Annotated in this window: 24 protein-coding genes; 12 read left to right on the top strand and 12 right to left on the bottom strand. The window is 62.5% G+C overall.

Features of this window, described 5'->3' with window-relative positions:
* Positions 1-49: 49 nt before the first annotated feature.
* Positions 50-1,081, bottom strand: coding sequence for a serine hydrolase domain-containing protein (locus AC1D3C_RS13840; protein ID WP_477483279.1), 1,032 nt, complete (start codon positions 1,079-1,081; stop codon positions 50-52).
* A gap of 419 nt (positions 1,082-1,500) precedes the next feature.
* On the opposite strand from AC1D3C_RS13840, the gene AC1D3C_RS13845 reads away from it, so the two are divergent.
* Together AC1D3C_RS13845 and AC1D3C_RS13850 are read left to right on the top strand one after the other, a co-directional pair.
* Positions 1,501-1,767 (top strand): hypothetical protein, encoded by a 267-nt coding sequence (locus tag AC1D3C_RS13845; RefSeq protein ID WP_477483280.1) that lies wholly within the window; start codon positions 1,501-1,503, stop codon positions 1,765-1,767.
* The gene (locus AC1D3C_RS13850; protein ID WP_105427479.1) at positions 1,767-2,006 is read left to right on the top strand and encodes a hypothetical protein; all 240 of its coding nucleotides are present in this window, start codon (positions 1,767-1,769) and stop codon (positions 2,004-2,006) included. The genes AC1D3C_RS13845 and AC1D3C_RS13850 overlap by 1 nt, the downstream gene beginning before the upstream one ends.
* 6 nt (positions 2,007-2,012) lie before the next feature.
* Here the strand turns inward: AC1D3C_RS13850 and AC1D3C_RS13855 are convergent, their stop codons facing one another.
* A complete protein-coding gene (locus tag AC1D3C_RS13855) occupies positions 2,013-2,906 on the bottom strand; it encodes a LysR family transcriptional regulator (RefSeq protein WP_477483500.1) in 894 nt (297 codons plus the stop codon).
* A 100-nt stretch (positions 2,907-3,006) separates the two neighbouring features.
* Between AC1D3C_RS13855 and AC1D3C_RS13860 the strand changes: the two genes are divergently transcribed.
* Positions 3,007-3,747, top strand: a complete 741-nt coding sequence (locus AC1D3C_RS13860; protein WP_477483281.1) for an SDR family oxidoreductase — start codon at positions 3,007-3,009, stop codon at positions 3,745-3,747.
* Between the two features lie 32 nt (positions 3,748-3,779).
* The gene (locus tag AC1D3C_RS13865) at positions 3,780-3,998 is read left to right on the top strand and encodes a tautomerase family protein (RefSeq protein ID WP_477483282.1); all 219 of its coding nucleotides are present in this window, start codon (positions 3,780-3,782) and stop codon (positions 3,996-3,998) included.
* A 169-nt stretch (positions 3,999-4,167) separates the two neighbouring features.
* Here AC1D3C_RS13865 and AC1D3C_RS13870 read toward each other — a convergent pair whose 3' ends face one another.
* The 3 genes from AC1D3C_RS13870 to odc2 all read right to left on the bottom strand — a co-directional run bounded on the left by AC1D3C_RS13870 (position 4,168) and on the right by odc2 (position 6,939).
* Positions 4,168-4,857: an OmpW/AlkL family protein gene (locus AC1D3C_RS13870; RefSeq protein WP_247033644.1), complete on the bottom strand. Its 690-nt coding sequence runs from the start codon at positions 4,855-4,857 to the stop codon at positions 4,168-4,170.
* A 257-nt stretch (positions 4,858-5,114) separates the two neighbouring features.
* On the bottom strand, positions 5,115-5,684 hold the full coding sequence (locus tag AC1D3C_RS13875; protein WP_038545317.1) for a GNAT family N-acetyltransferase: 570 nt from the start codon (positions 5,682-5,684) through the stop codon (positions 5,115-5,117).
* 121 nt (positions 5,685-5,805) lie between these two features.
* Positions 5,806-6,939, bottom strand: coding sequence for an ornithine/lysine decarboxylase (gene odc2 / locus AC1D3C_RS13880; RefSeq protein ID WP_477483283.1), 1,134 nt, complete (start codon positions 6,937-6,939; stop codon positions 5,806-5,808).
* Positions 6,940-7,466: 527 nt separating this feature from the next.
* Here odc2 and AC1D3C_RS13885 point away from each other — a divergent pair.
* The 4 genes from AC1D3C_RS13885 to AC1D3C_RS13900 all read left to right on the top strand — a co-directional run bounded on the left by AC1D3C_RS13885 (position 7,467) and on the right by AC1D3C_RS13900 (position 11,491).
* Positions 7,467-8,360, top strand: a complete 894-nt coding sequence (locus AC1D3C_RS13885; protein ID WP_007766786.1) for a LysR family transcriptional regulator — start codon at positions 7,467-7,469, stop codon at positions 8,358-8,360.
* Positions 8,361-8,529: 169 nt separating this feature from the next.
* Positions 8,530-9,705: a glycosyltransferase gene (locus AC1D3C_RS13890; RefSeq protein ID WP_477483284.1), complete on the top strand. Its 1,176-nt coding sequence runs from the start codon at positions 8,530-8,532 to the stop codon at positions 9,703-9,705.
* A 92-nt stretch (positions 9,706-9,797) separates the two neighbouring features.
* The gene (locus AC1D3C_RS13895; protein ID WP_247135865.1) at positions 9,798-10,442 is read left to right on the top strand and encodes a DUF1007 family protein; all 645 of its coding nucleotides are present in this window, start codon (positions 9,798-9,800) and stop codon (positions 10,440-10,442) included.
* Complete coding sequence (locus tag AC1D3C_RS13900; RefSeq protein WP_477483285.1) at positions 10,436-11,491, top strand: nickel/cobalt transporter; 1,056 nt, start codon at positions 10,436-10,438, stop codon at positions 11,489-11,491. The genes AC1D3C_RS13895 and AC1D3C_RS13900 overlap by 7 nt, the downstream gene beginning before the upstream one ends.
* Before the next feature lie 14 nt (positions 11,492-11,505).
* Here AC1D3C_RS13900 and AC1D3C_RS13905 read toward each other — a convergent pair whose 3' ends face one another.
* The 3 genes from AC1D3C_RS13905 to AC1D3C_RS13915 form a co-directional block, all read right to left on the bottom strand.
* Entirely contained in the window at positions 11,506-12,591 is a 1,086-nt protein-coding gene (locus AC1D3C_RS13905) for an acyltransferase family protein (protein ID WP_477483286.1), read from the bottom strand.
* Positions 12,592-12,719: 128 nt separating this feature from the next.
* Complete coding sequence (locus tag AC1D3C_RS13910; RefSeq protein WP_038589684.1) at positions 12,720-12,926, bottom strand: hypothetical protein; 207 nt, start codon at positions 12,924-12,926, stop codon at positions 12,720-12,722.
* Positions 12,923-13,633: a GNAT family N-acetyltransferase gene (locus AC1D3C_RS13915; RefSeq protein ID WP_038545334.1), complete on the bottom strand. Its 711-nt coding sequence runs from the start codon at positions 13,631-13,633 to the stop codon at positions 12,923-12,925. Before AC1D3C_RS13915 ends, AC1D3C_RS13910 begins: the two co-directional genes overlap by 4 nt.
* A 142-nt stretch (positions 13,634-13,775) precedes the next feature.
* Between AC1D3C_RS13915 and AC1D3C_RS13920 the strand changes: the two genes are divergently transcribed.
* Positions 13,776-14,276, top strand: a complete 501-nt coding sequence (locus AC1D3C_RS13920; RefSeq protein ID WP_051899811.1) for a YbjQ family protein — start codon at positions 13,776-13,778, stop codon at positions 14,274-14,276.
* A 102-nt stretch (positions 14,277-14,378) separates the two neighbouring features.
* Here AC1D3C_RS13920 and AC1D3C_RS13925 read toward each other — a convergent pair whose 3' ends face one another.
* Both AC1D3C_RS13925 and AC1D3C_RS13930 read right to left on the bottom strand, forming a co-directional pair.
* Positions 14,379-15,095 carry a tellurite resistance TerB family protein gene (locus AC1D3C_RS13925; RefSeq protein ID WP_477483287.1) on the bottom strand — a complete coding sequence of 239 codons (717 nt, stop codon included), beginning with the start codon at positions 15,093-15,095 and terminating at the stop codon, positions 14,379-14,381.
* An 88-nt stretch (positions 15,096-15,183) separates the two neighbouring features.
* On the bottom strand, positions 15,184-15,822 hold the full coding sequence (locus AC1D3C_RS13930; protein WP_247033632.1) for a 2-dehydro-3-deoxy-phosphogluconate aldolase: 639 nt from the start codon (positions 15,820-15,822) through the stop codon (positions 15,184-15,186).
* Between the two features lie 166 nt (positions 15,823-15,988).
* Here AC1D3C_RS13930 and AC1D3C_RS13935 point away from each other — a divergent pair, with 166 nt between their 5' ends.
* The 3 genes from AC1D3C_RS13935 to trhO are packed head-to-tail and all read left to right on the top strand — an operon-like array spanning position 15,989 to position 18,427.
* On the top strand, positions 15,989-16,486 hold the full coding sequence (locus AC1D3C_RS13935; RefSeq protein WP_247033631.1) for a CYTH domain-containing protein: 498 nt from the start codon (positions 15,989-15,991) through the stop codon (positions 16,484-16,486).
* Positions 16,461-17,447 carry a CHAD domain-containing protein gene (locus AC1D3C_RS13940; RefSeq protein ID WP_477483288.1) on the top strand — a complete coding sequence of 329 codons (987 nt, stop codon included), beginning with the start codon at positions 16,461-16,463 and terminating at the stop codon, positions 17,445-17,447. The genes AC1D3C_RS13935 and AC1D3C_RS13940 overlap by 26 nt, the downstream gene beginning before the upstream one ends.
* Positions 17,448-17,485: 38 nt before the next feature.
* A complete protein-coding gene (gene trhO, locus AC1D3C_RS13945) occupies positions 17,486-18,427 on the top strand; it encodes an oxygen-dependent tRNA uridine(34) hydroxylase TrhO (RefSeq protein WP_477483289.1) in 942 nt (313 codons plus the stop codon).
* Positions 18,428-18,486: 59 nt separating this feature from the next.
* Here the strand turns inward: trhO and AC1D3C_RS13950 are convergent, their stop codons facing one another.
* Positions 18,487-18,726: a hypothetical protein gene (locus AC1D3C_RS13950; protein ID WP_477483290.1), complete on the bottom strand. Its 240-nt coding sequence runs from the start codon at positions 18,724-18,726 to the stop codon at positions 18,487-18,489.
* Between the two features lie 150 nt (positions 18,727-18,876).
* On the bottom strand, positions 18,877-19,611 hold the full coding sequence (locus AC1D3C_RS13955; protein WP_477483291.1) for a phosphotransferase enzyme family protein: 735 nt from the start codon (positions 19,609-19,611) through the stop codon (positions 18,877-18,879).
* Positions 19,612-19,752 lie beyond the last annotated feature (141 nt).

The following is a 19,752-nucleotide window of genomic DNA, read 5'->3' on the forward strand; positions in this document are numbered from 1 at the left end:
GCGGTTACGATTCGGTTTGTCCGGTCGTTCAAGTTTATACGAACTGGCTTCAAACGATGCGGACGGCGCCGATGATTTCGGCGAGCAGGTTGTGCAGGTCGTCGCGATAACCGCTGCGGGCTGAGGGGCCGCTTTCGTCTGACGTCATCACCACGGTGAGGCCGAGCGACGGCACGATATAGAGCATCTGCCCGCCATAACCCCAGCCGAACCTGACCTCCTCGCCGCCGATATTGCGCAGGAACCAGCCGTATCCGTAACCGTCGCCGGAAAAGCGCGAATTGGTGCGCGGCGTCCAGGACTGGTCGATCCAGTCCTTCGAGACGACCTGGCGGCCGTCCTTCGTCTTGCCGCCGCGGCGGTAGAGTTCTCCGAAGGCCAGTAGCGAGCGGGCGGCCATTGCCATCTGGTTGCCACCGAAATAGATGCCTTGCCGGTCTCGTTCCCAGGACCCGATCCGGAAACCGTCGACCGGCTCCAGCCATTCGCGCGCCAGCGCCAGCGTCGATTTCTTGGCGACTTTGGTGAGGATCGCCGAGAGCAGATGCGTCGAGGCGGTGGAATAGAGCATCGAACCGCCGGGATTGTCGTCGAACGGCTGGGCGAGCGCGAACTGCACCCAGTTGCGGCTCGCAACCCAGCGGCCGTAGTTCGGCCCCGACAGCCGCCCGAGCCCCGCCTGCATCGAAAGCAGATTGCCGATGGTGACGGCGTGGATGCGCGGGTCCGGATTTGCCGGCAGGTCGGCCTTCAGGATCGGCGCGATCTTCTGGTCCGGCCCCTCGAGCAGCCGGCGGTCGATGGCGATGCCGGTCAGCGCCGAGATGATCGATTTCGAGGCCGATTTGATGTTGGTCGAAGCGCTCAGCGAATGGCCGTTGAATGCCCGTTCGGCGAGCATCTCGCCATTGCGGGCGACGAGCACGACCTTCAGCGGCTCCAGCTCCGCCGCGCCGCCGAGCACGGTATCGAGCATCAAGGGCGGCTGCGGCACAGGTGCCTGGGGCGCGCCCTGGGCAAGGCTGCGGGCCGCAGTCAGAGCGAATGGCAGGGACAGGAGGGTTGCGCGGCGTGTGATCATGCAGCGAAGCTAGGACGGCCAGGCGGCCAAGACTATGGCGGAAAGGGTGGATTCACGCAGAGATGATGGAGTGTGAAGCTCCTTCCTCCGCGCATGGACAACCGAATACGCGGCTTGCCCCTCACCCCGCCTCCGCTTCGCTCGGCGCACCCTCTCCCCGCAAGCGGGGCGAGGGAAACCGCGACGTCGCGGCATATGTCCTTCTCCCCGCGTGCGGGGAGAAGGTGCCGGCAGGCGGATGAGGGGCAAAGCGACAGCCGCGACACCCCATTCCCGAAAAGCCATTCTCATCCGCGGTGGAGCAAAAACGGAAAGCAGTGTATTGGACCATCCCGACCGTCTTAATCGTTGCGTATCCGATTCCCTCCTGGGACCGGACCCGCAGCGCGGGGACAGCCGTTTATACGATCGGATAGGACATGGCCAAGACACCCAAGACCGAACATTCTGAACTCGCCGGCGAATTCACCGACGACGGCATTACCGTGCTGGTCGATATCTACCGTCCTGCCGGCACCCAGGGCGACTGGACGCTGGAAGTCATCACCGAAGAGGACGACGTCACTACCTGGGAAGAGCCGTTTCCGACCGACCGTGAGGCCTTCGACGAGTTCCTGGCGACTGTCGAGCGCGACGGCATCCGCTCCTTCTTCGGCGAACCCGAACCCAATCCCGCGGTACATTGATGAAGAATGTCGAAGACCTCACCACATCCGCCAAGACCATGCACGACCGCTATGCCTCGGGCCGCATGGACCGGGAAATCGTTCGCCAGTGGGTCATGGGGCTGAGCATGTATCCGGAACCCTATGGCCGGCACATCCAGGAGGCGGCCGCATGGTTCAAGCCTTCTCGCGACGACCTGGACCCGGTGGAACTGAAGATCGCCGACCTTGCCAAGCTGCAGGCGATCTATCGGCCGTAAGACACCTCAAAGCCCCGCTTCGGCGAATACCTTGACGATCCAATCGATGAAAACGCGCACCCGCGGCGAAAGTTGGCGGTTCTGCGGATAGAGCGCCGAAAGCGGTGTCGGTGACGGCGGGAAATCGGCAAGCACCTCGACGAGCACGCCCTCGTCGATATCCCGCTGCAGGCGATAGCGCGGCGCCTGCATGAGGCCAAAACCGCGGCGGGCGAGATCGACCATCGTATCGGAATTGTTGACCGTCAGTCGGCTTGGAAGGGTGACGTAACGCACCTCATCGCCGACCATGAATTCGAGCGGCATGATCTGGCCGGTGCGCGACGACAGGAAGCCGATGGCGAAATGCCCCTCCAGCGCATCCGGTGATTTCGGAAGCCCATGTTTCTCGACATAGGCGCGGCTGGCGCAGGTGATTTCGGTGATGGTTCCGAGCCTGCGCATGATCAGCCCGCTGTCGTCGATCTCGCCTGCCCGGATGACGCAGTCCACGCCTTCACGAACGAGATCCACCAGCCGGTCGCCCTGGCCGATCTGCAGTTCCAGGAGCGGATAGCGGTCGAGGAATTCGTGAAGGCGCGGCAAAAGGAAGGTGCGGGTCAGGAACCCGTGCGCGTCGACCCGCAGCAGGCCGCGCGGCTGCGCATCGCGGAAGATGTTTTCCGCTTCGTCCACCTCGGCGAGGATTGCAAGGCAACGCTCGTAGAAGGCCCGGCCGTCCAGCGTCGGAGTGACGTAGCGCGTCGTCCGCTCCAACAGTCGCGTGCCGATCCCCTCCTCGAGCTGCTTGACCGCTTCGGTGACGGTCGAACGGGCAAGGCCGAGATCCGCGGCCGCAGCGGAAAAACTGCGCCGTTCGACGATCCGGACAAAGAGCTGCATGCGGTCGAGACGATCCATGGCTTTGTTCACCACAGACGAATTCTGATGTCAATTCACCGATGATTGTTCTTGTTCGGTGTCAGCAATATCTCCTGTCCATCAACCAAGGAGAGATCCCATGACCAACAACGGACAACGCGTCGCGATCGTCACCGGCGCATCGAAGGGCATCGGCAGAGCCATCGCACTCCGCCTCGCCGAGGACGGCATCGCCGTCGTCGTCAACTATGCGACCAGCCGGCAAGCCGCCGACGAGGTCATTGCACAGATCGAAGCCGGCGGCGGCAAGGCGGTCGCGGTGCAGGCGGATGTCGGCAGCCCGACCGCTGCCGCAACCCTGTTCGACGCTGCCGAACAGAGCTTTGGCGGTGCCGACATCCTCGTCAACAATGCCGGTGTGATGCGGCTTGCTCCGCTCGCCGAGATGGACGACGAGACTTTCGAATTTCAGCTTGCCACGAACCTGATGGGCACGTTCCGCGGCATCCGAGAGGCAGGCAAGCGGCTGCGCGACGGCGGCCGCATCATCAACTTCTCGTCGAGCGTCGTCGGCGTCTACGGCCCGGCCTATGGCGGTTATGCCGCCACCAAGGCGGCCGTCGAAGCGATGACCCACGTTGCCTCCAAGGAACTTGGCCGGCGCGGGATTACCGTCAACGCGGTCGCTCCAGGCCCCGTCGAAACCGAAATGTTCATGACCGGCAAGTCCGACGAACTGGTCCGGAACATCGTCAAGACCATCCCGCTCAGCCGCCTCGGCCAGCCGCAGGACATCGCCTCCGTCGTCTCCTTCCTCGCCGGCCCGGACGGCGGCTGGGTCAACGGCCAGGTGCTGCGCGCCAACGGCGGCATGATCTGAAACACCAAAACATCAACCTGAAGGAAAACCCGATGCCATTCGTGAACATCAAGACGCCCGAAGCTGCGCTCAGCAAGGCCCAGAAGCAAGAGATCGTCCACCGCACCACCGAGATGCTGGTCGAATACCTGAGCGAGGCCGCACGGCCTCACACCATGGTGCTGATCGAAGAGGTCAAGGACGGCGGATACGGCCGCGCCGACGAGATTTTCGTGATCCCGGATGCCTATCGCGCCAAAGACGGCGACTGAAATATCGGACGCTCTCGCCTGACCCTCCCACCAGGCGGGAGTGACCGGCGGCGAAGTATTCGTCGTCGACGGCGAGACTGCCGCTCTGCATGCGTTGAAGCCCTGAAAACAAAGGCCGGCGCCACCTGTTCTGGCGCCGGCCCCGTCCCTACCGCCCTCGTTGGTTTTTCTAGAACCGGTAGGTAACGCCTGTGCCGATCAGCCAGGGATTGATCTTCGCCTTGCCGCTCAGCGGTCCGAGCACGTCGTGATCGGCCTTCCAGTCGGTCTCCATGAAGATCTTCTTCACGTCGAAGTTCACACCCCAGTGCTGGTCGATCATGTAATCGAAGCCAACCTGAAGGGCTGCACCGACGTGATTCTCGACGTCGAGATTGTGGAAGCCCGGCTTTTCCGACTGGTTGTAGAAGAGCGAATAATTGACCCCCGCCCCGACATACGGCTTGAAGGCGCCGAAATCGGTGAAGTGGTATTGCAGCGTCAGCGTCGGCGGCAGCAACCAGGCGCGGCCGACCGGCACGCCGACGGCACCGTCCTCCTTGATATTCGCATAGGTGGTGCCGAGGACCAGTTCGGCGGCGATATTGTCGGTGAAGAAGTAGCTGATATCGAGTTCGGGGATGACCGAGTCGGAGAAAGAAAGGTCCGAACCCGGCACGCCGTTGACCGAACCGCGGTTCTCAGTGATGACGCCCAAGCCGCGCACGCGGATCTGCCAGGGGCTCTGGCCGGTAGCGGCCTCCTGCGCCACCGGGGCGACGGATGCCGGCGTCAGATCCGCCGCTGCCGCCCCGAATGCGAAAAAAGCCGCACCCGCGCCTGCGATCCATCTCAGATGCCGTGCCCCGCTCGTGTTCATGTAAGCTCTCCTTGATTGTATATCGATCTTGCGAGGAGAGGCTTAGGAGCGGGCAGCGAGAGTCGGATTGATCAGGATCAACCGCGGCCGGCGGATCAGCGGCGGTGGCCTGAAAGGGAGAATTTGTCGCATGAAAAACCCCGCCTCCCCTTGGGGCGCTCCAACGGGAGTGCTCCACCGGGGAGACGGGGTCTGGGCAGATCGTCGGGGCGCGAGGCCTTGAGTGCTGAATGCCTTGGTCGAAAACTCGGCCTTTGTCAGGCCAGCTTGCGCCCGTTGGCGACGATCATGCCAGCGGCACCTTCAAGCCAGCCGGCCTTGAGTTCGAGCGCCAGGAAACGCGAACGCTCGAAGGGGCCGGGCATGACGAGATGCCGGGTCTTGTCGGCGAAGAAGCCGAACCGTTCATAATAGGCCGCATCGCCGACGAGCAGGATCGCGCCATGGCCGCGCTTGTGGGCCTCGGTGATCGCCGCACGCATCAGCGCAGCACCTATGCCCTTGCCTTCGTAAGCGCAATCGACCGCGAGCGGGCCGAGCAGCAGCGCATCGATCGCCTGGCCTTCGGACGAAATGCCGGCTTCGATGTTCCAAAGCCGCACGGTGCCGATCACGTGGCCGGCGCCGTCACGGGCGACGATCGCGAGACCTTCGGCCGGCACGCGGTTGCGGCGAATCTTTTCCGACGATTTTTTGCGGCGATCCGGGCCCATGGCGCGGTCGAGCAGGGTTTCGCGGGCGACCACGTCGGCCGGCGTTTCGGCGTCGATGGCGAAAGTGGAGTTGGGCGCAAAGAATGCGCGCACAGAATCAAGAACAGCGGCCATCTTGGCCTCCCGTACCCAATACCGTTATCAGCGGCGATGAAGAGGAATTGTGAATTTGCCGCCCCGGTTGGTTACGGGGCCGGCGGTATTGGATGACGCCAGTCAGGCAGGCAAAGCCGCCTTAGATGACGTACGCCTTCAGGGGGTCGAAGCCGTTGAAGGCGACGGCCGAATAGGTCGTCGTATAGGCGCCGGTGCCTTCGATCAGAACCTCGTCGCCAATGGTGAGCGTCACCGGCAGCGGATACATGTTCTTCTCGTACATCACGTCGGCGCTGTCGCAGGTCGGGCCGGCGAGAACGCAGGGTTCCATCTCGTCGCCGTCCCGCTCGGTGCGGATCGGGTAACGGATGGCCTCGTCCATGGTTTCGGCGAGACCGCCGAACTTGCCGATGTCGAGGAAGACCCATCGGTGATTGTCGTTGTCCGACTTCTTCGACACGAGGACGACTTCAGCCTTGATGACGCCCGCATTGCCGACCATGCCGCGACCCGGCTCGATGATCGTCTTCGGCAGGTTGTTGCCGAAATACTTGCGCAGCGAAGCGAAGATCGCCTTGCCGTACGCTTCGGCAGACGGCACGTCGCGCAGGTACTTGGTCGGAAAACCACCGCCCATGTTGACCATCTGCAGAACGATGCCCTGCTTTGCGAGCGAACCGAAGACGCGCTTGGCATCGGCAAGAGCCGCATCCCAGGCATCGACCTTGGTCATCTGCGAGCCGACATGGAAGGACACGCCGTAGGATTCGAGACCCATCTGGTGCGCGTAGACGAGCACGTCGACGGCCATCTGCGGCACGCAACCGAACTTGCGGGAAAGCGGCCATTCGGCGCCTTCGCCATCGGTCAGCACGCGGCAGAATACTTTCGCACCGGGGGCGGCGCGGGAAATCTTCTCGACTTCCTCATGGCTGTCGACTGCATAGAGGCCAACGCCGAGCGCGAAGGCGCGAGCGATGTCGCGTTCCTTCTTGATCGTGTTGCCGAAGGAAATGCGGTCGGCGGAAGCGCCGGCATCGAGTGCCATCTGGATTTCGGCGACCGACGCGCAGTCGAAGTTGGAACCCATCGAAGCGAGCAGCTTCAGGATTGCCGGTTCCGGGTTGGCCTTGACCGCGTAATAGATCGCGCTGTCCGGCAGGGCATGACGGAAGGCGTTGAAATTGTCGCGCACGACGTCGAGATCGACAACAAGAAACGGTCCTTCGGGACGCTGGGTCTTGATGAAGTCAAGGATGCGAGCAGTGGTCATGATCAGTCCCTTCAAATCTCAAAGCTCCGGCTATGAACCGGAGGACAAAGGACGGATGAGAATGCGTTCAGCCCGGTTGGTGGAGACACCGGTACCGTGAACACGCTCAAACGCGCGATAAGTGGATCAACGCTCTGCCACGAACAATGATCCGGCTTTGTCTGCCATGGATTGGAGGGGGGTCCCTACCGCACTTCCGGCAATGATGGTGTGCCTCTTCAGTAACCCCCGCTGATGGAAAGCAGGGAGAGAACAAAAAGGCCCGCACCGTCGTTGCTTCAGATGTCCTCGCATTTCCCGGATGGCCGGAATAGCGACTGGAGGGGTTAGTTCCAGGTACCTTACCGATGACCTCACCAAATAGAGGGTCGGCGGACACCCACGGGCACGTGCGACTTTGGGCTGACCGGGAGATAAGAATATTCGCGGTCATAATCAAGAGTTTTTTTGCCCATCACCAAAATTTCGCATTGCACAATTCCGTGCTAAATCCCAACTAGGATCGACCAGACTAAAAGGGGCGACATTTGGACACTCTCACCCGCATGCGGGCCTTCATCGATGTGGTTGAAGCAGAAGGCTTTTCAGCCGCAGCCCGGCGGACCGGGCGGTCGAAGGCGCTACTGTCGAAATATGTGCGCGAACTGGAAGACGATCTGGGCGCCCTGCTGCTCAATCGCACCACCCGCCAGTTCTCGATGACCGAGGCCGGCCACACCTATTACAGGACAGCCGCCGACATCCTCAAGGAGATCGACAACCTCGCCGACCTCGTGCGCGAGAACAACGCCGATCTGAAGGGACGCCTGCGCGTTTCCGTGCCCCGCACCTTCGTAGATGCGGAGGTCGGCCAGTCGCTGATCGATTTCGCCAAGAGCCACACGGAAGTGTCGCTGGAAATCGTCGCCGAGGACCGATTCGTCGACCTGATCGAGGAAAATTTCGACCTCGCGATCCGAATCACCAAGCTGGAAGATTCCGGCCTGATTGCCCGCAAGCTCTCCGACTTCCGGGTCTATACGGTGGCGACCGCCGATTTCGTCGCCAAATACGGCCCGCTCGAACACCCGCAGGATCTGAACCGCGTCCCCTTCATCATCGACACCAATTCCCGCTGGCACAACAATGTGCGCTTCACCGACAAGGACGGCTCGACGATTTCGGTCGCCGTCAGCGGCCCGGTCGAGATCAACAGCCCGCAGGCGACGCTGCGCGCTGCCCGCGCGGGCCTCGGCGTGGCGATCATCCCCGATTTCATTGCCAATGCCTCGATCCAGTCGGGCGAACTGGTGACGCTGTTCGACGATTATATCGCCAAGGACCGCGGCATCTATGCGGTCTATCCGCATCGCCGCTACCTGCCGGCCAAGGTCAGGAGCTTCGTCGACTTCCTCTCCGCCTGGTTCCGCCGCCAGCATTGACCTCAGCATCGACCGGGGCAGGCGCCCGGCGCTTCGCCGGTCTCTACGGCGAATGAGGTAACGCCTCCGCGGCCGGTCGACCTATTGGCCGGCTTGCTTGAGCTTGGCTTCGATCCGCATAGTGCGGCTCAGCGTGCGAAAGTCCCGGCATCGCGGAGGATCGAGGTCCATGCAGAAAAGCCTGGCGATGTTCGTGTCGGCGCCGGTGATCGAGGCCGAAAACGGCAAGCTGGTGCTCGACAAGAAGTTCGTTTCCGGCATGGCCCTGCATGTGCAGCACTGGTCGGGACCCGTCACCTGCTTCATCCGGCGCGGCGCGACCGACATACCTTTCGGCGGTCGCTACGATATCGGCGATCTCGATTTCCGGGTGCGTATTCTGGAGCCGGAGGAACGGGTCTCGGCAGACCATCTGGCCGATTTCGATCTCGCGCTGCTATCGGGAGATTCCTATCTGGACCTGCTGCCGCCCGCGGTAATCCGGCAAGCGAAGAGCGCTGTGGTCTATTCGATCGAGTACACTCATCAGACCCGTCTGCAGATCATCTCGCTCGACGACACCCGCAGCCTGCCGCGGAAAATCTACGGCATGGCCTGGACGATGATGCAGGAATACAAGCGCAAGCGCGCCTTCCGCGCCGCCCGCGGCATCCAGGCGAACGGTTACCCCGCCCACGCGGCCTATCACGACATGGGCGGCAGCCAGCTCCTCTACCTCGACAACCGCATGAAGCCGGCAATGTTCGCAACGCCGCAGGAGATGAGCGCCCGCAGACGGCATCTCCAGAGCGGCGAGCCGTTGCGGCTCATTCATTCGGGACGGCTCGAACCGATGAAGGGCGTGCAGGACCTCGTTCCGATCGCCAGGCTGCTTGACGAGAGGGGCGTCGATTTCACCCTGACGATCTACGGCGAGGGAAGTCTTTCAGGGGCGATCAGCGCCGACATCCACAAGCATTGGCTTCAGGACTGTGTCTTCCTCAAGGGTCCGGTCGATTTCGAGCAGGAACTCGTACCGCTGACGCGAACGGATGCGGATATCTTCCTCAGCTGCCACAGACAGTCCGATCCTTCCTGCACCTATATCGAGACGATGGGCTGCGGCGTTCCGATCGCCGGCTATGACAACGAGATGTGGTCGGCGCTGATGATCGAATCGAAAGCCGGCTGGGCCGCCCCGCTCGGCGACATCAGGGCGATGGCCGATCGACTGGCCGCCCTCGACAAGGACCGCGCATCCATTCTCGAACGGGCCGAAAACGCGCTTCGGTTCGCGCGCGGGTGGGACTTCGAAAGCCAGTTTCGCAAACGCATGGAGCATCTGGAAAATCTCACCCGGCACTAGACCTGGGCTGGACATGTGACCGGTTCGAGTCGAAATTCCGTCTCATTTGCGCTGCACTGCAAGGGGCGGACGAACCGGGAGCCATAGGGCGAATGCGATATCGAGTCTTGACCATTGCCACGTTGGCGGCTGCCTGCATCCCGCTCCCCGCACTCGCCCATCCGCATATCTTTGCCGAGGCGCGGCTCGAAGTGGTGGCCGGGACCGACGGCAACGTCGCGGAGCTGCACAATGTCTGGCGGTTCGATGAGGTCTTCTCATCCAGCGTGCTGCTCGATTTCGACAAGAATACCGACCTGAAGCTCGACGCCAAGGAACTCGCGGCGCTCGGCGAGGTGATGCGCAAGTCGCTGGCCGACTATCACTATTTCACGACGATCACGGCCAACGGCGCCAATGTCGGGGTGCAGAAGCCGGACGTGATCCACGTCTCGCTCGACGGCAACCAGCTTCTGGTCCTGTTTGCGGTGAAGCCCGAAAAGCCGGTGCCGCTCAAGGGCCGGCTGGCCTTCGGCATCTACGATCCTTCCATGTACACCTCGATCGACTTCCCGACCGATGGCGACCTGATCGTCAAGGGCGACGGTTTTGCCCATTGCCAGCACAAGGTGGTGCGCCCCGACCCCGACGAAGTGATCTCCCAGAATACCACGTCGCTGACCGATGCCTTCTTCAACGATCCGACCGGCACCGACATGTCGAAACTTTTCGCCACCCGACTGGAACTGACATGCTGAAGACCCGCGGCGCCCTTTCCCCTTCCGTCGTCATTCCTGCCCTTCTCGCTGTTGCGGCGGTCGGCATCCTGACGGTGGGGTCGGCGCATGCGCAATCGCCGCTCGGCGTCGGTTCGGCCGAGCCCTCGTTCTCGGTCGGCGGACCGCTCGGTCCGTTTTTCGCCTGGATCAATTTTTACCAGCAGTCCTTCTACCGGGCGCTGACCGGTTCGCTGAAGGCGATGCGCGGGGATCCCTGGGCGCTCTCCGGCCTGATCGGGCTGTCGTTCGCCTATGGCGTCTTCCACGCCGCAGGTCCTGGCCACGGCAAGGCGGTGATCTCCTCCTACATGATCGCCAACGAGATCGAACTCCGGCGCGGCGTCGTCATCTCCTTCATCTCCGCGCTGCTACAGGGCCTGGTGGCGGTGCTGCTGGTCGGCGCGGCCTATCTCCTCCTGCGCGGCTCGGGCATCACCATGACGGCGGCGACCCAGGCAATGGAGATTGCCAGCTTCGCCATGGTCGCGCTGTTTGGCGCCTGGCTGCTGGTGAAAAAGATCCGGGCGCTGCGGATGCGCGTCGTCAGCATGCCCGTCGCAGTCCCAGCCGGTAACGGGCGCGGCCCGACCGGGCTGAATTTCCAGGCGGTCGAGATCGACGATCACGACTATCAGGGAACCGGCGATTATTGTGAGACTTGCGGCGTCAGCCACATGCCCGATCCCGCCCTGCTGAAGTCGAAGGATTTCAGCCTGCACGAGGCCTGGTCGGCGATCATTGCCGTCGGCCTCAGACCCTGCTCGGGCGCGATCCTGGTGATGAGCTTTGCGCTTTTGAACAGCCTCTATCTCGGCGGTGTACTGTCGGTTCTCGCCATGTCGATCGGCACGGCGATCACCGTCACCATTCTCGCGACGCTTGCCGTCACCGCCAAGGATCTCGCGGTCCGCTTCGCCGGTCCCGGCTCGCGCACGGGACGGCGGATCTCCCATGCGATCGAGATCGGCGGCGCACTGTTCGTGCTGCTGGTCGGGTTGTCGCTGCTCGGCGCTGCGCTGCAGGTGTAACGCCGCTGCCCCTTTCAGGCCGCGCGTTTACGCACCATGGCCGGGCTGCCCTTGCGCATCAATTGCCGGCAGGGCCGCTCGATTGCCACATGCAACAGCCATGACACGCCGATCACCACCATGCTCGTCACCACCGTCGCAACCACGTTGCGGAGCACGAAGCCCGTATTGCCGAGCCTCCCCTCCACCATGGCCCAGACGCCGAGTGCCCGGTAATGGGTGAGGTAGACGGCAAAGGAGATGTCGCCGAGGAAATGCATCGGCGGGGAGGCGAAGAAATCCGCGAACAACCCGCGATCGGTGCTGAGGCAGAAGAGCAGCGAGATGATCAGCAGATAGATCGCAAAATCCCAATCCGGCTGAGTGAGCGCGACCAGGGCCAGAAGCCCGACACCGATCTGCACCGGCGTGCGCGCCGCGAAGGCGGCGACGGCCGGGTCGTTGTGCAGCCGCCAGACCAGTTGGCCGAGGGTGAAGCCTGCAAGGCAGCGGATCAGGGTGAAGGGTGCGGCGATGAGATCGAGCAGGCCCTTGGAAATCGTCGACCCGATATAATGGAGAGAGGCGGCAAGCGTCAGGATCAGGATCGCGAGGATCGCGCCGATGCCGAGCAGCAACGCTGCCATGCGGCTCGACTTCAGACACAACAGGCCGATCACCGGGAACAGCAGGTAGACCAGCATTTCGGCGCTCACCGACCACGCCGGCGGATCGATGCTCGGCCAGTTGCCGAGCGACTGCAGCATCAGGACATTCGAGATGAACACGTCCGGCCCGATATCGAGCTCGGAGGATTTGAGGAAGGCGAGCGCGATGAACGCCAGCGTCACGGCGAGATAGAGCGGGTAGACTCTGGCGATGCGATGCCACAGGAAGTCGCCGAACCGGAACGCGCCCGACAGGAACGACGGCCCGTAGACATGCGCCATGACGAAGCCGCTGAGGATGAAAAACAGATCGACCGACAGATAGCCGTGGTTGAGGAAGGTCGAGAACGCCCCGTCCGACGGAACCCTGTCGAGCTCGAAATGGTAGACCATCACGAACACGGCCGCCGCCCCGCGAATACCCGTCATCGACCTGATTTCGCCCACCGCCATCGCAGCACCCTCCAGGACCTGGAAACCAGGCTACCGAGGCAGCTTACAGGGTTGGGAACACTGCACAATCCGGCCATCAGGCTAGGCGGCTACGCCTTAGGACTGCGCCCGCTCGAAGGCGGAGATGGTCAGCGGCCGCGATTGCGCTGGTAGCGTGCCCTCAGCCAGAAGATCGCGAAGAAACCGAGCAGCAGCATCGAGCCGATGACGACGGCGAGCACCGGAGAAAATTGCGCTATCCACATGACGATCGTCGGCAGGAAATAGATCACCAGCCCGATGCCTGCGAGGATCACCGCCGCGGCAATCGCCTGCGACTTTGCTTCTGGCGTCATGCGCTGGCTCCCTTGGCATCGGCTCCCTTGGCAAGCTCGGCGCGGATATCTTCGAGCCGGCGCTTCTGGGCGCCATCAGCCCCGAAATTTTCGGGCGAAAGCCATGCTTCGAACGCGGCCTTCAGGAGCGGCCATTCCGCGTCGATCATCGAGAACCAGGCGGTGTCGCGATTGGCCCCCTTGGAGATGAGATGTTGGCGGAAGACGCCCTCGAAGGTGAAGCCGTAACGGCGCGCCGTCGTCTTGCTCGGCTCGTTGTCGTTATGGCATTTCCATTCGTAGCGACGGTAATCGAGCCCTTCGAAAACATGTTTCGCCATCAGGTAATGCACTTCGGTCGACAGCGGCGAACGCTTCATGGATGCCCCATGCGCGACCGAGCCGACCTCGATGACGCCGTTCTTCGGATCCGGTCGCATGTAGCTTGCCATGCCGACCACTTTCCCTGTCGCATTGTCGCGCGAAACGAGCGTCACGAAACTCGAGTGGACGCGGGCGTTTTCCAGCCAGTCGCCAAACGCGTTCACATCGGCAAAATCGTCGTTCGGGAAATATTTGAGAAGCGGATTGATGCCGTCTGCGCCGCCGAACCCGTCCCACAGTGCCTGAAGATGGGTGTCCCTGTCATAAGGTTCGAGCGTCACGAACCGCCCCTTGAGGGTGACCGGAGCGGGGGCGGCAACTTTGTAGTTTCTCAGATCGCGCATATCAGCCTCTTCTATCGTGCCAGTGGCTTAGGCCAGCGGCAGGGGAAAGGCAACCGGGACGGCAACGGCTGCCGCCGCACTTTGAGATGGACACAATCCTCGCTGTCTGCTTCCCTTCGAGGATCATCATGGGAGTTGTCCAATGGCGGTCTGCACCTCATGCAATCGGGAATTCGGGTTCGCGGATCTCAGGGGCGGCATCTGCCGCGACTGCCGCGCCAAGACGGAGGCCGAAAGCATGGCTTCGGCATTCAAGAAGATCGAGAACGGCATCATTTCCCCGGAAGACCTGAATGATCCGGCCCTTGCCAAGATCATCATCACGACGGGGAGCGAAATTCCCGGCCGACGGATCGACAGCATCGTCGATGTCGTTGGCGCCGAGACGGCGCTGGGCCTCAGCATATTCAAGGACATCGCCAACAATTTTCGCGATTTCTTCGGTGGCCGCAGCAAGACGGTGCAATCCGCCGTTCGCGACGCCCGGACCGTCTGCATGATCGAGCTTCGCCGCGAAGCGATCCGCCTGAATGCCGACGCGATCATCGCAATCAAGATCGATTTCAGTGAATTGTCGATGGCAGGGGGCGGCGGCATCCTGTTTGTTGCGGCGACCGGTACAGCCGTCAAGCTCGCCGACTGACGGCAGTCTGCCGAGCGGCCGCGCATTCCTGTTCCCCAACCCATCAGGCGGACCGAGACCGGAAAGATGCGCAGCCGTTTGACGACATGCGGCTGGCTCGCCTTACGCCTTGACCTTCGCGGCCGAAACGGTGGCGTCGATATGCTCGATCAGCGCATCGTCCAACCCGAGGCGGCCGGCGAGCAGATCGAGATAACCGCGTTCGGCGCGGGTGTCCGGATCGATGGTCAGGCGCGAGGCGGCGTAGATCTCGACCCTCTGCTCTTCAGTCCGGGCGGCAGCGACGAGATCGTCGATATCGACCGGATTGGCAAGTTCGTTTTCGATGAAGGCTTCCGCCTCGGCGCCGAGATCGACGGCATGCACCTTGTCCATGATGTTGGCGCGCTCGCCGGCGTCGATATGCCCGTCGGCCTTGGCGGCGGCGATCATCGCCCGCACGAGCGTCAGCGCAAAATCGTTGGTGAGATCGGAAGACTGCGGATGGAAGGGGGAATCGGCCGGCGGCGTCAGGAGCGGCTTGTCGGCCTGCGGGGCGGGCTGCGGCACGGCTTCGGGCGATTTGCCCGACTGATAGTTCTTGTAGGCGAGATAACCGAGGCCGGCGATCGCCGCGATGCCGCCGACCGCTGCGACATTACCGGCGATGTTGCGGCCGGTCTTGGTACCGAGGACGGCCGCAAGAATCGCGCCGGTGGCGAGCGGGTTGTTCTTGGCAAGCTGGGTTGCCTGCCCTGCCCGGTCCCTCACACTTCCTCCCGACATGCCTGGAATCTGCGACCCCAGAAATTGATCGAGAAGCTTCTTCGCGTCGAACATCGCACATCTCCCTGTTGTGTTCCCGGGGAGACATAGGAATTCGACCGCCAAATTACAAAGGCCGGTTGCGAGCGGCCTGGTGTCGCGGCTACGCCTTCAGCGCCGCCGCTTCCAAAGCGAGCTTGGTGATGCCGGCCCAATCGCCAGCCGAGACCAGCTCTTTCGGCGCGACCCAGGAGCCGCCGACGCAGATGACGTTCGGCAGCGACAGGTAGTCGTTGGCGTTCTTCAGCGAGATGCCGCCGGTCGGGCAGAACAGCGTGCCGGCGAGCGGCGAAGACAGCGCCTTCAGATAGGCAGCACCGCCGGCCTGCTCGGCGGGGAAAAATTTCAGCACCTCATAGCCGGCTTCGCGCAGCGTCATCACTTCGCTGGCGGTCGCAGCGCCCGGCAGCAGCGGCACGGGAGAATCCTTGGCGGCGGACAGTACACCGGGGGTCACGCCGGGCGAGACGATGAAGGTCGAGCCCGCCTTGACGGCCGCCTCGTAGTCGCGGGCATTGAGGATGGTGCCGGCGCCGACATTGGCGCCTTCGACTTCGTCGGCTACCGCCCTGACAGCATCGAGGGCTGCCGGCGTGCGCATGGTGATCTCGATCGCCTTCAGGCCGCCGGCAACGAGCGCGCGCGCCAGGCCCACAGCCGACTTCGCGTCATCAACGATCAGCACCGGCACCACCGGCTGCAGTTTCAGAATGGAAAGCAGCTTTTCGGTCTTGCCGGTCATGGGTCAGGTCTCCGCGAAAACGATTGAAAACTTTAAGGCCGAGATACCCCTCAAGCCCGTCATTGTCGAGAAAAAACAGGCTCCATCGTCTAACAGGTTTGCGGGACGAAGAGTTTGCACTAGGGTTGTAGCGGTTGGTAAATGTTCCCGGGGTGGCGGGCAAAGTATGGCCAAGGAAATCGAACGGAAATTTCTGGTAAAGAGCGACGGCTGGCGCTCGGAGGTGTCGTCATCCTCCGATTTCCTGCAGGCCTATGTCGCATCCGGCGACGACCGCTCGGTGCGGGTGCGGATCATGGACGGCAAGCGCGCCAAGCTGACCATCAAGATCGGCCGCGAACTGCTGGCCCGCGACGAATTCGAATACGAAATTCCACTGGGCGATGCCGAGGAGATGGCGAACGCCGCCGTCGGCATCGTGCTCGAAAAGACCCGCCACGAGGTCCGGCACGGGGGTTATACCTGGGAAGTGGATGTCTATGACGGAGCCTACAAGGGTTTGGTCGTCGCCGAGGTCGAGATCGAGGACGAAGGCGCCCTGCCCGACATCCCGGACTGGATCGGCGAGGAGATCACCGGCGACCGGCGATATTCCAACATGGTGATGGCGACCGAAGATTTGAGCGGAGAATTGTGTCATGGCGTACCGTCTGCGGCCCGCTAAATCCTTCACCGACGAGTTCCGGTCGGTTGCGGAAAGCCAGCTTTCCCACGCGATCCGGCTGCTCGAAGACCAGCCGGACGGGCCGCACGAAGCGGTGCACGACGCGCGAAAACGCTTCAAGCGGGTGCGTGCCCTCTACCGGTTGGTACAGCCGGACGCAAAAACGTTCCGCCGGCAGGAAAACACCCGCATCCGCGACATGGCGCAGACGCTGTCGGCGGTGCGCGACGCGACCGCGCTGGTCGAGACGGTCGACTATCTCGCCGGCCATGCAGGCTCTCCTGAAGAACTTTCCGCCCTCACCACCGCCTCCAAGGCGCTGACCGAACGGCGCGATCGGATCGCTTCGGAGGAACACGACCTGCCGGCCAAGATGGCGGCCGCCGCCGATACCTGCCGCGCGGCGATCGCAGCCCTCGACGACCTCGACCTCGACGACGATCCGCACAAGACGGCCAAGCGACTCGCCAAGGCCTGGAAGGACCAGCGCGAGAAGGCGCTCGGCGCACTCGCCGGCTGCGAGGAACACGGCGATGCGGAGACCTATCACGAGCTGCGCAAATGCGGCCAGACCTACTGGATGCACCTGTCGCTGCTCGGCGGAATCTGGCCTTCCGCCATGCTCGCCAAGCAGCAGCAGGCCAAGGCCCTGGTCGATCTGCTCGGCCACGAACACGATCTTTCGGTGCTGACCGGGCTCGTCAACGAAAACCCGGAACTGTTCGGCGACAGCGACACGCTGGCCCGCGTGCTCGGCGCCATCATCGCCCGCCAGCAGGCGCTGCGGCACGAGGCGCTGGAAGCGGCCCACGAAGTGTTTGCAGACAGCGCCGAGACAGAAAGTGGCCTGATCGCGCTGCTGTGGGAAAAGGCGGCCACCGCGCCCCGCAAGGAGCGCCGTGCGGCAAAGCTGCACAGGGCCGTTGCGACGCACGAGAAAGAAACCGCGTTGCGCGGATAGTCCGGAAACTGTATTTCAGCGCCATGACCGAAAACATCATGCAAACCCGCCCGGAGGCCCAACCGGAAGCGACGGGCGCCTGGCTCGTCGCCGCGCTCTATCATTTTGCGCGTTTCGACCGCTACGAGAGCTTTCGCAAGCCGCTGCAGGCCTTCTGCGACGAAAATGGCATCAAGGGCACGCTGCTGATCGCCCGCGAGGGGATCAACGGCACGGTTGCGGGCTCCGACGCGGCGATATCAGGGCTTCTCGCCTATCTGCGCGCCCAGCCGGAATTCGCAGGCCTCGAGCACAAGGAAAGCCGTGCGTCGAAGATGCCCTTCCTGCGCATGAAGGTGCGGCCGAAGAAGGAAATCGTCACCATGGGCGTCGAGGATATCGACCCCAAGCGCATCGTCGGCACCTATGTCGAGCCGAAGGACTGGAACGCGCTGATCTCAGATCCGGAAACCATCGTCATCGACACCCGCAACGATTACGAAACGGCGATCGGCATCTTCAAGGGCGCCGTCGACCCGCAGACCAAGACGTTTCGCGAGTTTCCGGACTGGGTGAAGAACAATACCGGCCTCCACAACAAACCGAAGATCGCCATGTACTGCACCGGCGGCATCCGCTGCGAAAAGGCGACCGCCTTCATGAAGGAACAGGGGTTCGACGAGGTCTTTCACCTGAAGGGCGGCATCCTCAAATATCTCGAGGAGGTGCCCGCGGAGGAAAGTCTCTGGGAAGGCGCCTGCTTCGTCTTCGACGAGCGCGTTTCCGTGGAGCACGGCTTGAAGGAGGGCAACCACAAGCTCTGCCACGCCTGCCGCAGCCCGATCACCGCTGAAGAAGTGAGCTCGCCCCATTACGAGGAAGGCGTCTCCTGCTCGACCTGCTACCCGACCCGCACCGAGGAAGACCGTGATCGCTACCGCCAGCGCCAGCTGCAGATCGCGCTCGCCAAAAAGCGTGGCGTGAGGCATATCGGCGGCTGAGTTCCCCCGCGCCAGACGGGCTGGCGCGAGCGGATCGTGGCTGTCGCCTGCCCAATACTTCACCAAAAGCCGTCAAAGAGCGATATCAACAGCGCAACCATTGCGACCCACCAGACGAGAAGGGCGAGGACTTTGAGTTCCGCTCGCATTGCGTCGCGTTTAGAGATGACATGGTTGAGACTTTCGCGCGCGTCACTCACTGCTCTTTCGAGATTTGCACCACGCGTATCCCTTTTAGGGCCAAGCGCACCTGCAAGACCACAGCCAAGCAAAAGGACAAAAACGAACAGATAGGTCATCGTCTGTTTCCTAACTCGGAAGATAGCGAAATAAATTGACCCTCAGGTCCCCGCGTCAACTGCCGATCAAGTGTTATTGATAGAACCATTGGCGCAACGCAGCCGCCGGAGGTTCCTGAATGGATACGGCCGTCGGCCCGCAGAAACTTTTCAGACCGCTCGCACTTCGGCAAGTCGCTTGACCGCATACTCGTCCTGCCAGCAGACGGCGGCTTCCCATGCGGCTGACGCTTGCGCGGCGACGTCATGGGCGCCATCGTCGAGATCGGCGGCGTTGTCGGGCAGTACCAGGTCAAGGTCGGGGACATCGACATGTGACTCATCCCAGTCGATCAGCGCGACCCGATCTGCGGTCACGCGGATGTTGCCGGGGTTGTTCGGGTTGCCATGGACAACGCAGGTCCGGCGCCCGATGAGCCGGGCCCACGCTGCTCGACATCGAATAACGCCCTCAGGCGGCATCGCGGTAAGGTTGATCCTCGTTCCGGCTTCGGCATGCAGGAGGTCGGTCGAGGATCGCCAGCCTGGGCGCTGCGGCCAGCCTTGTGTCAACCGATGCAACTCGCGAAGTACGTCGGCCACGCGACGCCAATCGGACTTGGTCTCGGGCGGTCCGCCCTCCATGTATTTCATCACCACCAGACCGTCCGCGAACAGGCGACCGTCAGTCGTCGGGATCGGTGCAGGAACGGTCATACCTTCACGGTCGAGGTATTGGAGCAGGTCGGTTTCCCATGCGAGATCAGCGTCGCTCCTGGAGCCGAGACGAGCAACCGCGATCTGCCCGTGGATGCGAACGCTCCACACATCGTTGGCAGATCCGCCAGCGAGCGGTTCGATGCGAACCGCGTCTTCACCCCATTGGCCGAGGGCTTCCCATCCCATTGGTTATACCTTGGCGACCGTGATTAAGTTGAGGGAGAAATAGCAAGAGTTTACGATGCCACTATGTCGGCAATCGGCGCAGCCCGGCCAATTTTACTCCCGAAAGGACTTGCCGCATTACTACATAGTTCCGCAGATTTT

The organism is Neorhizobium sp. P1_A6, assembly GCF_056406795.1.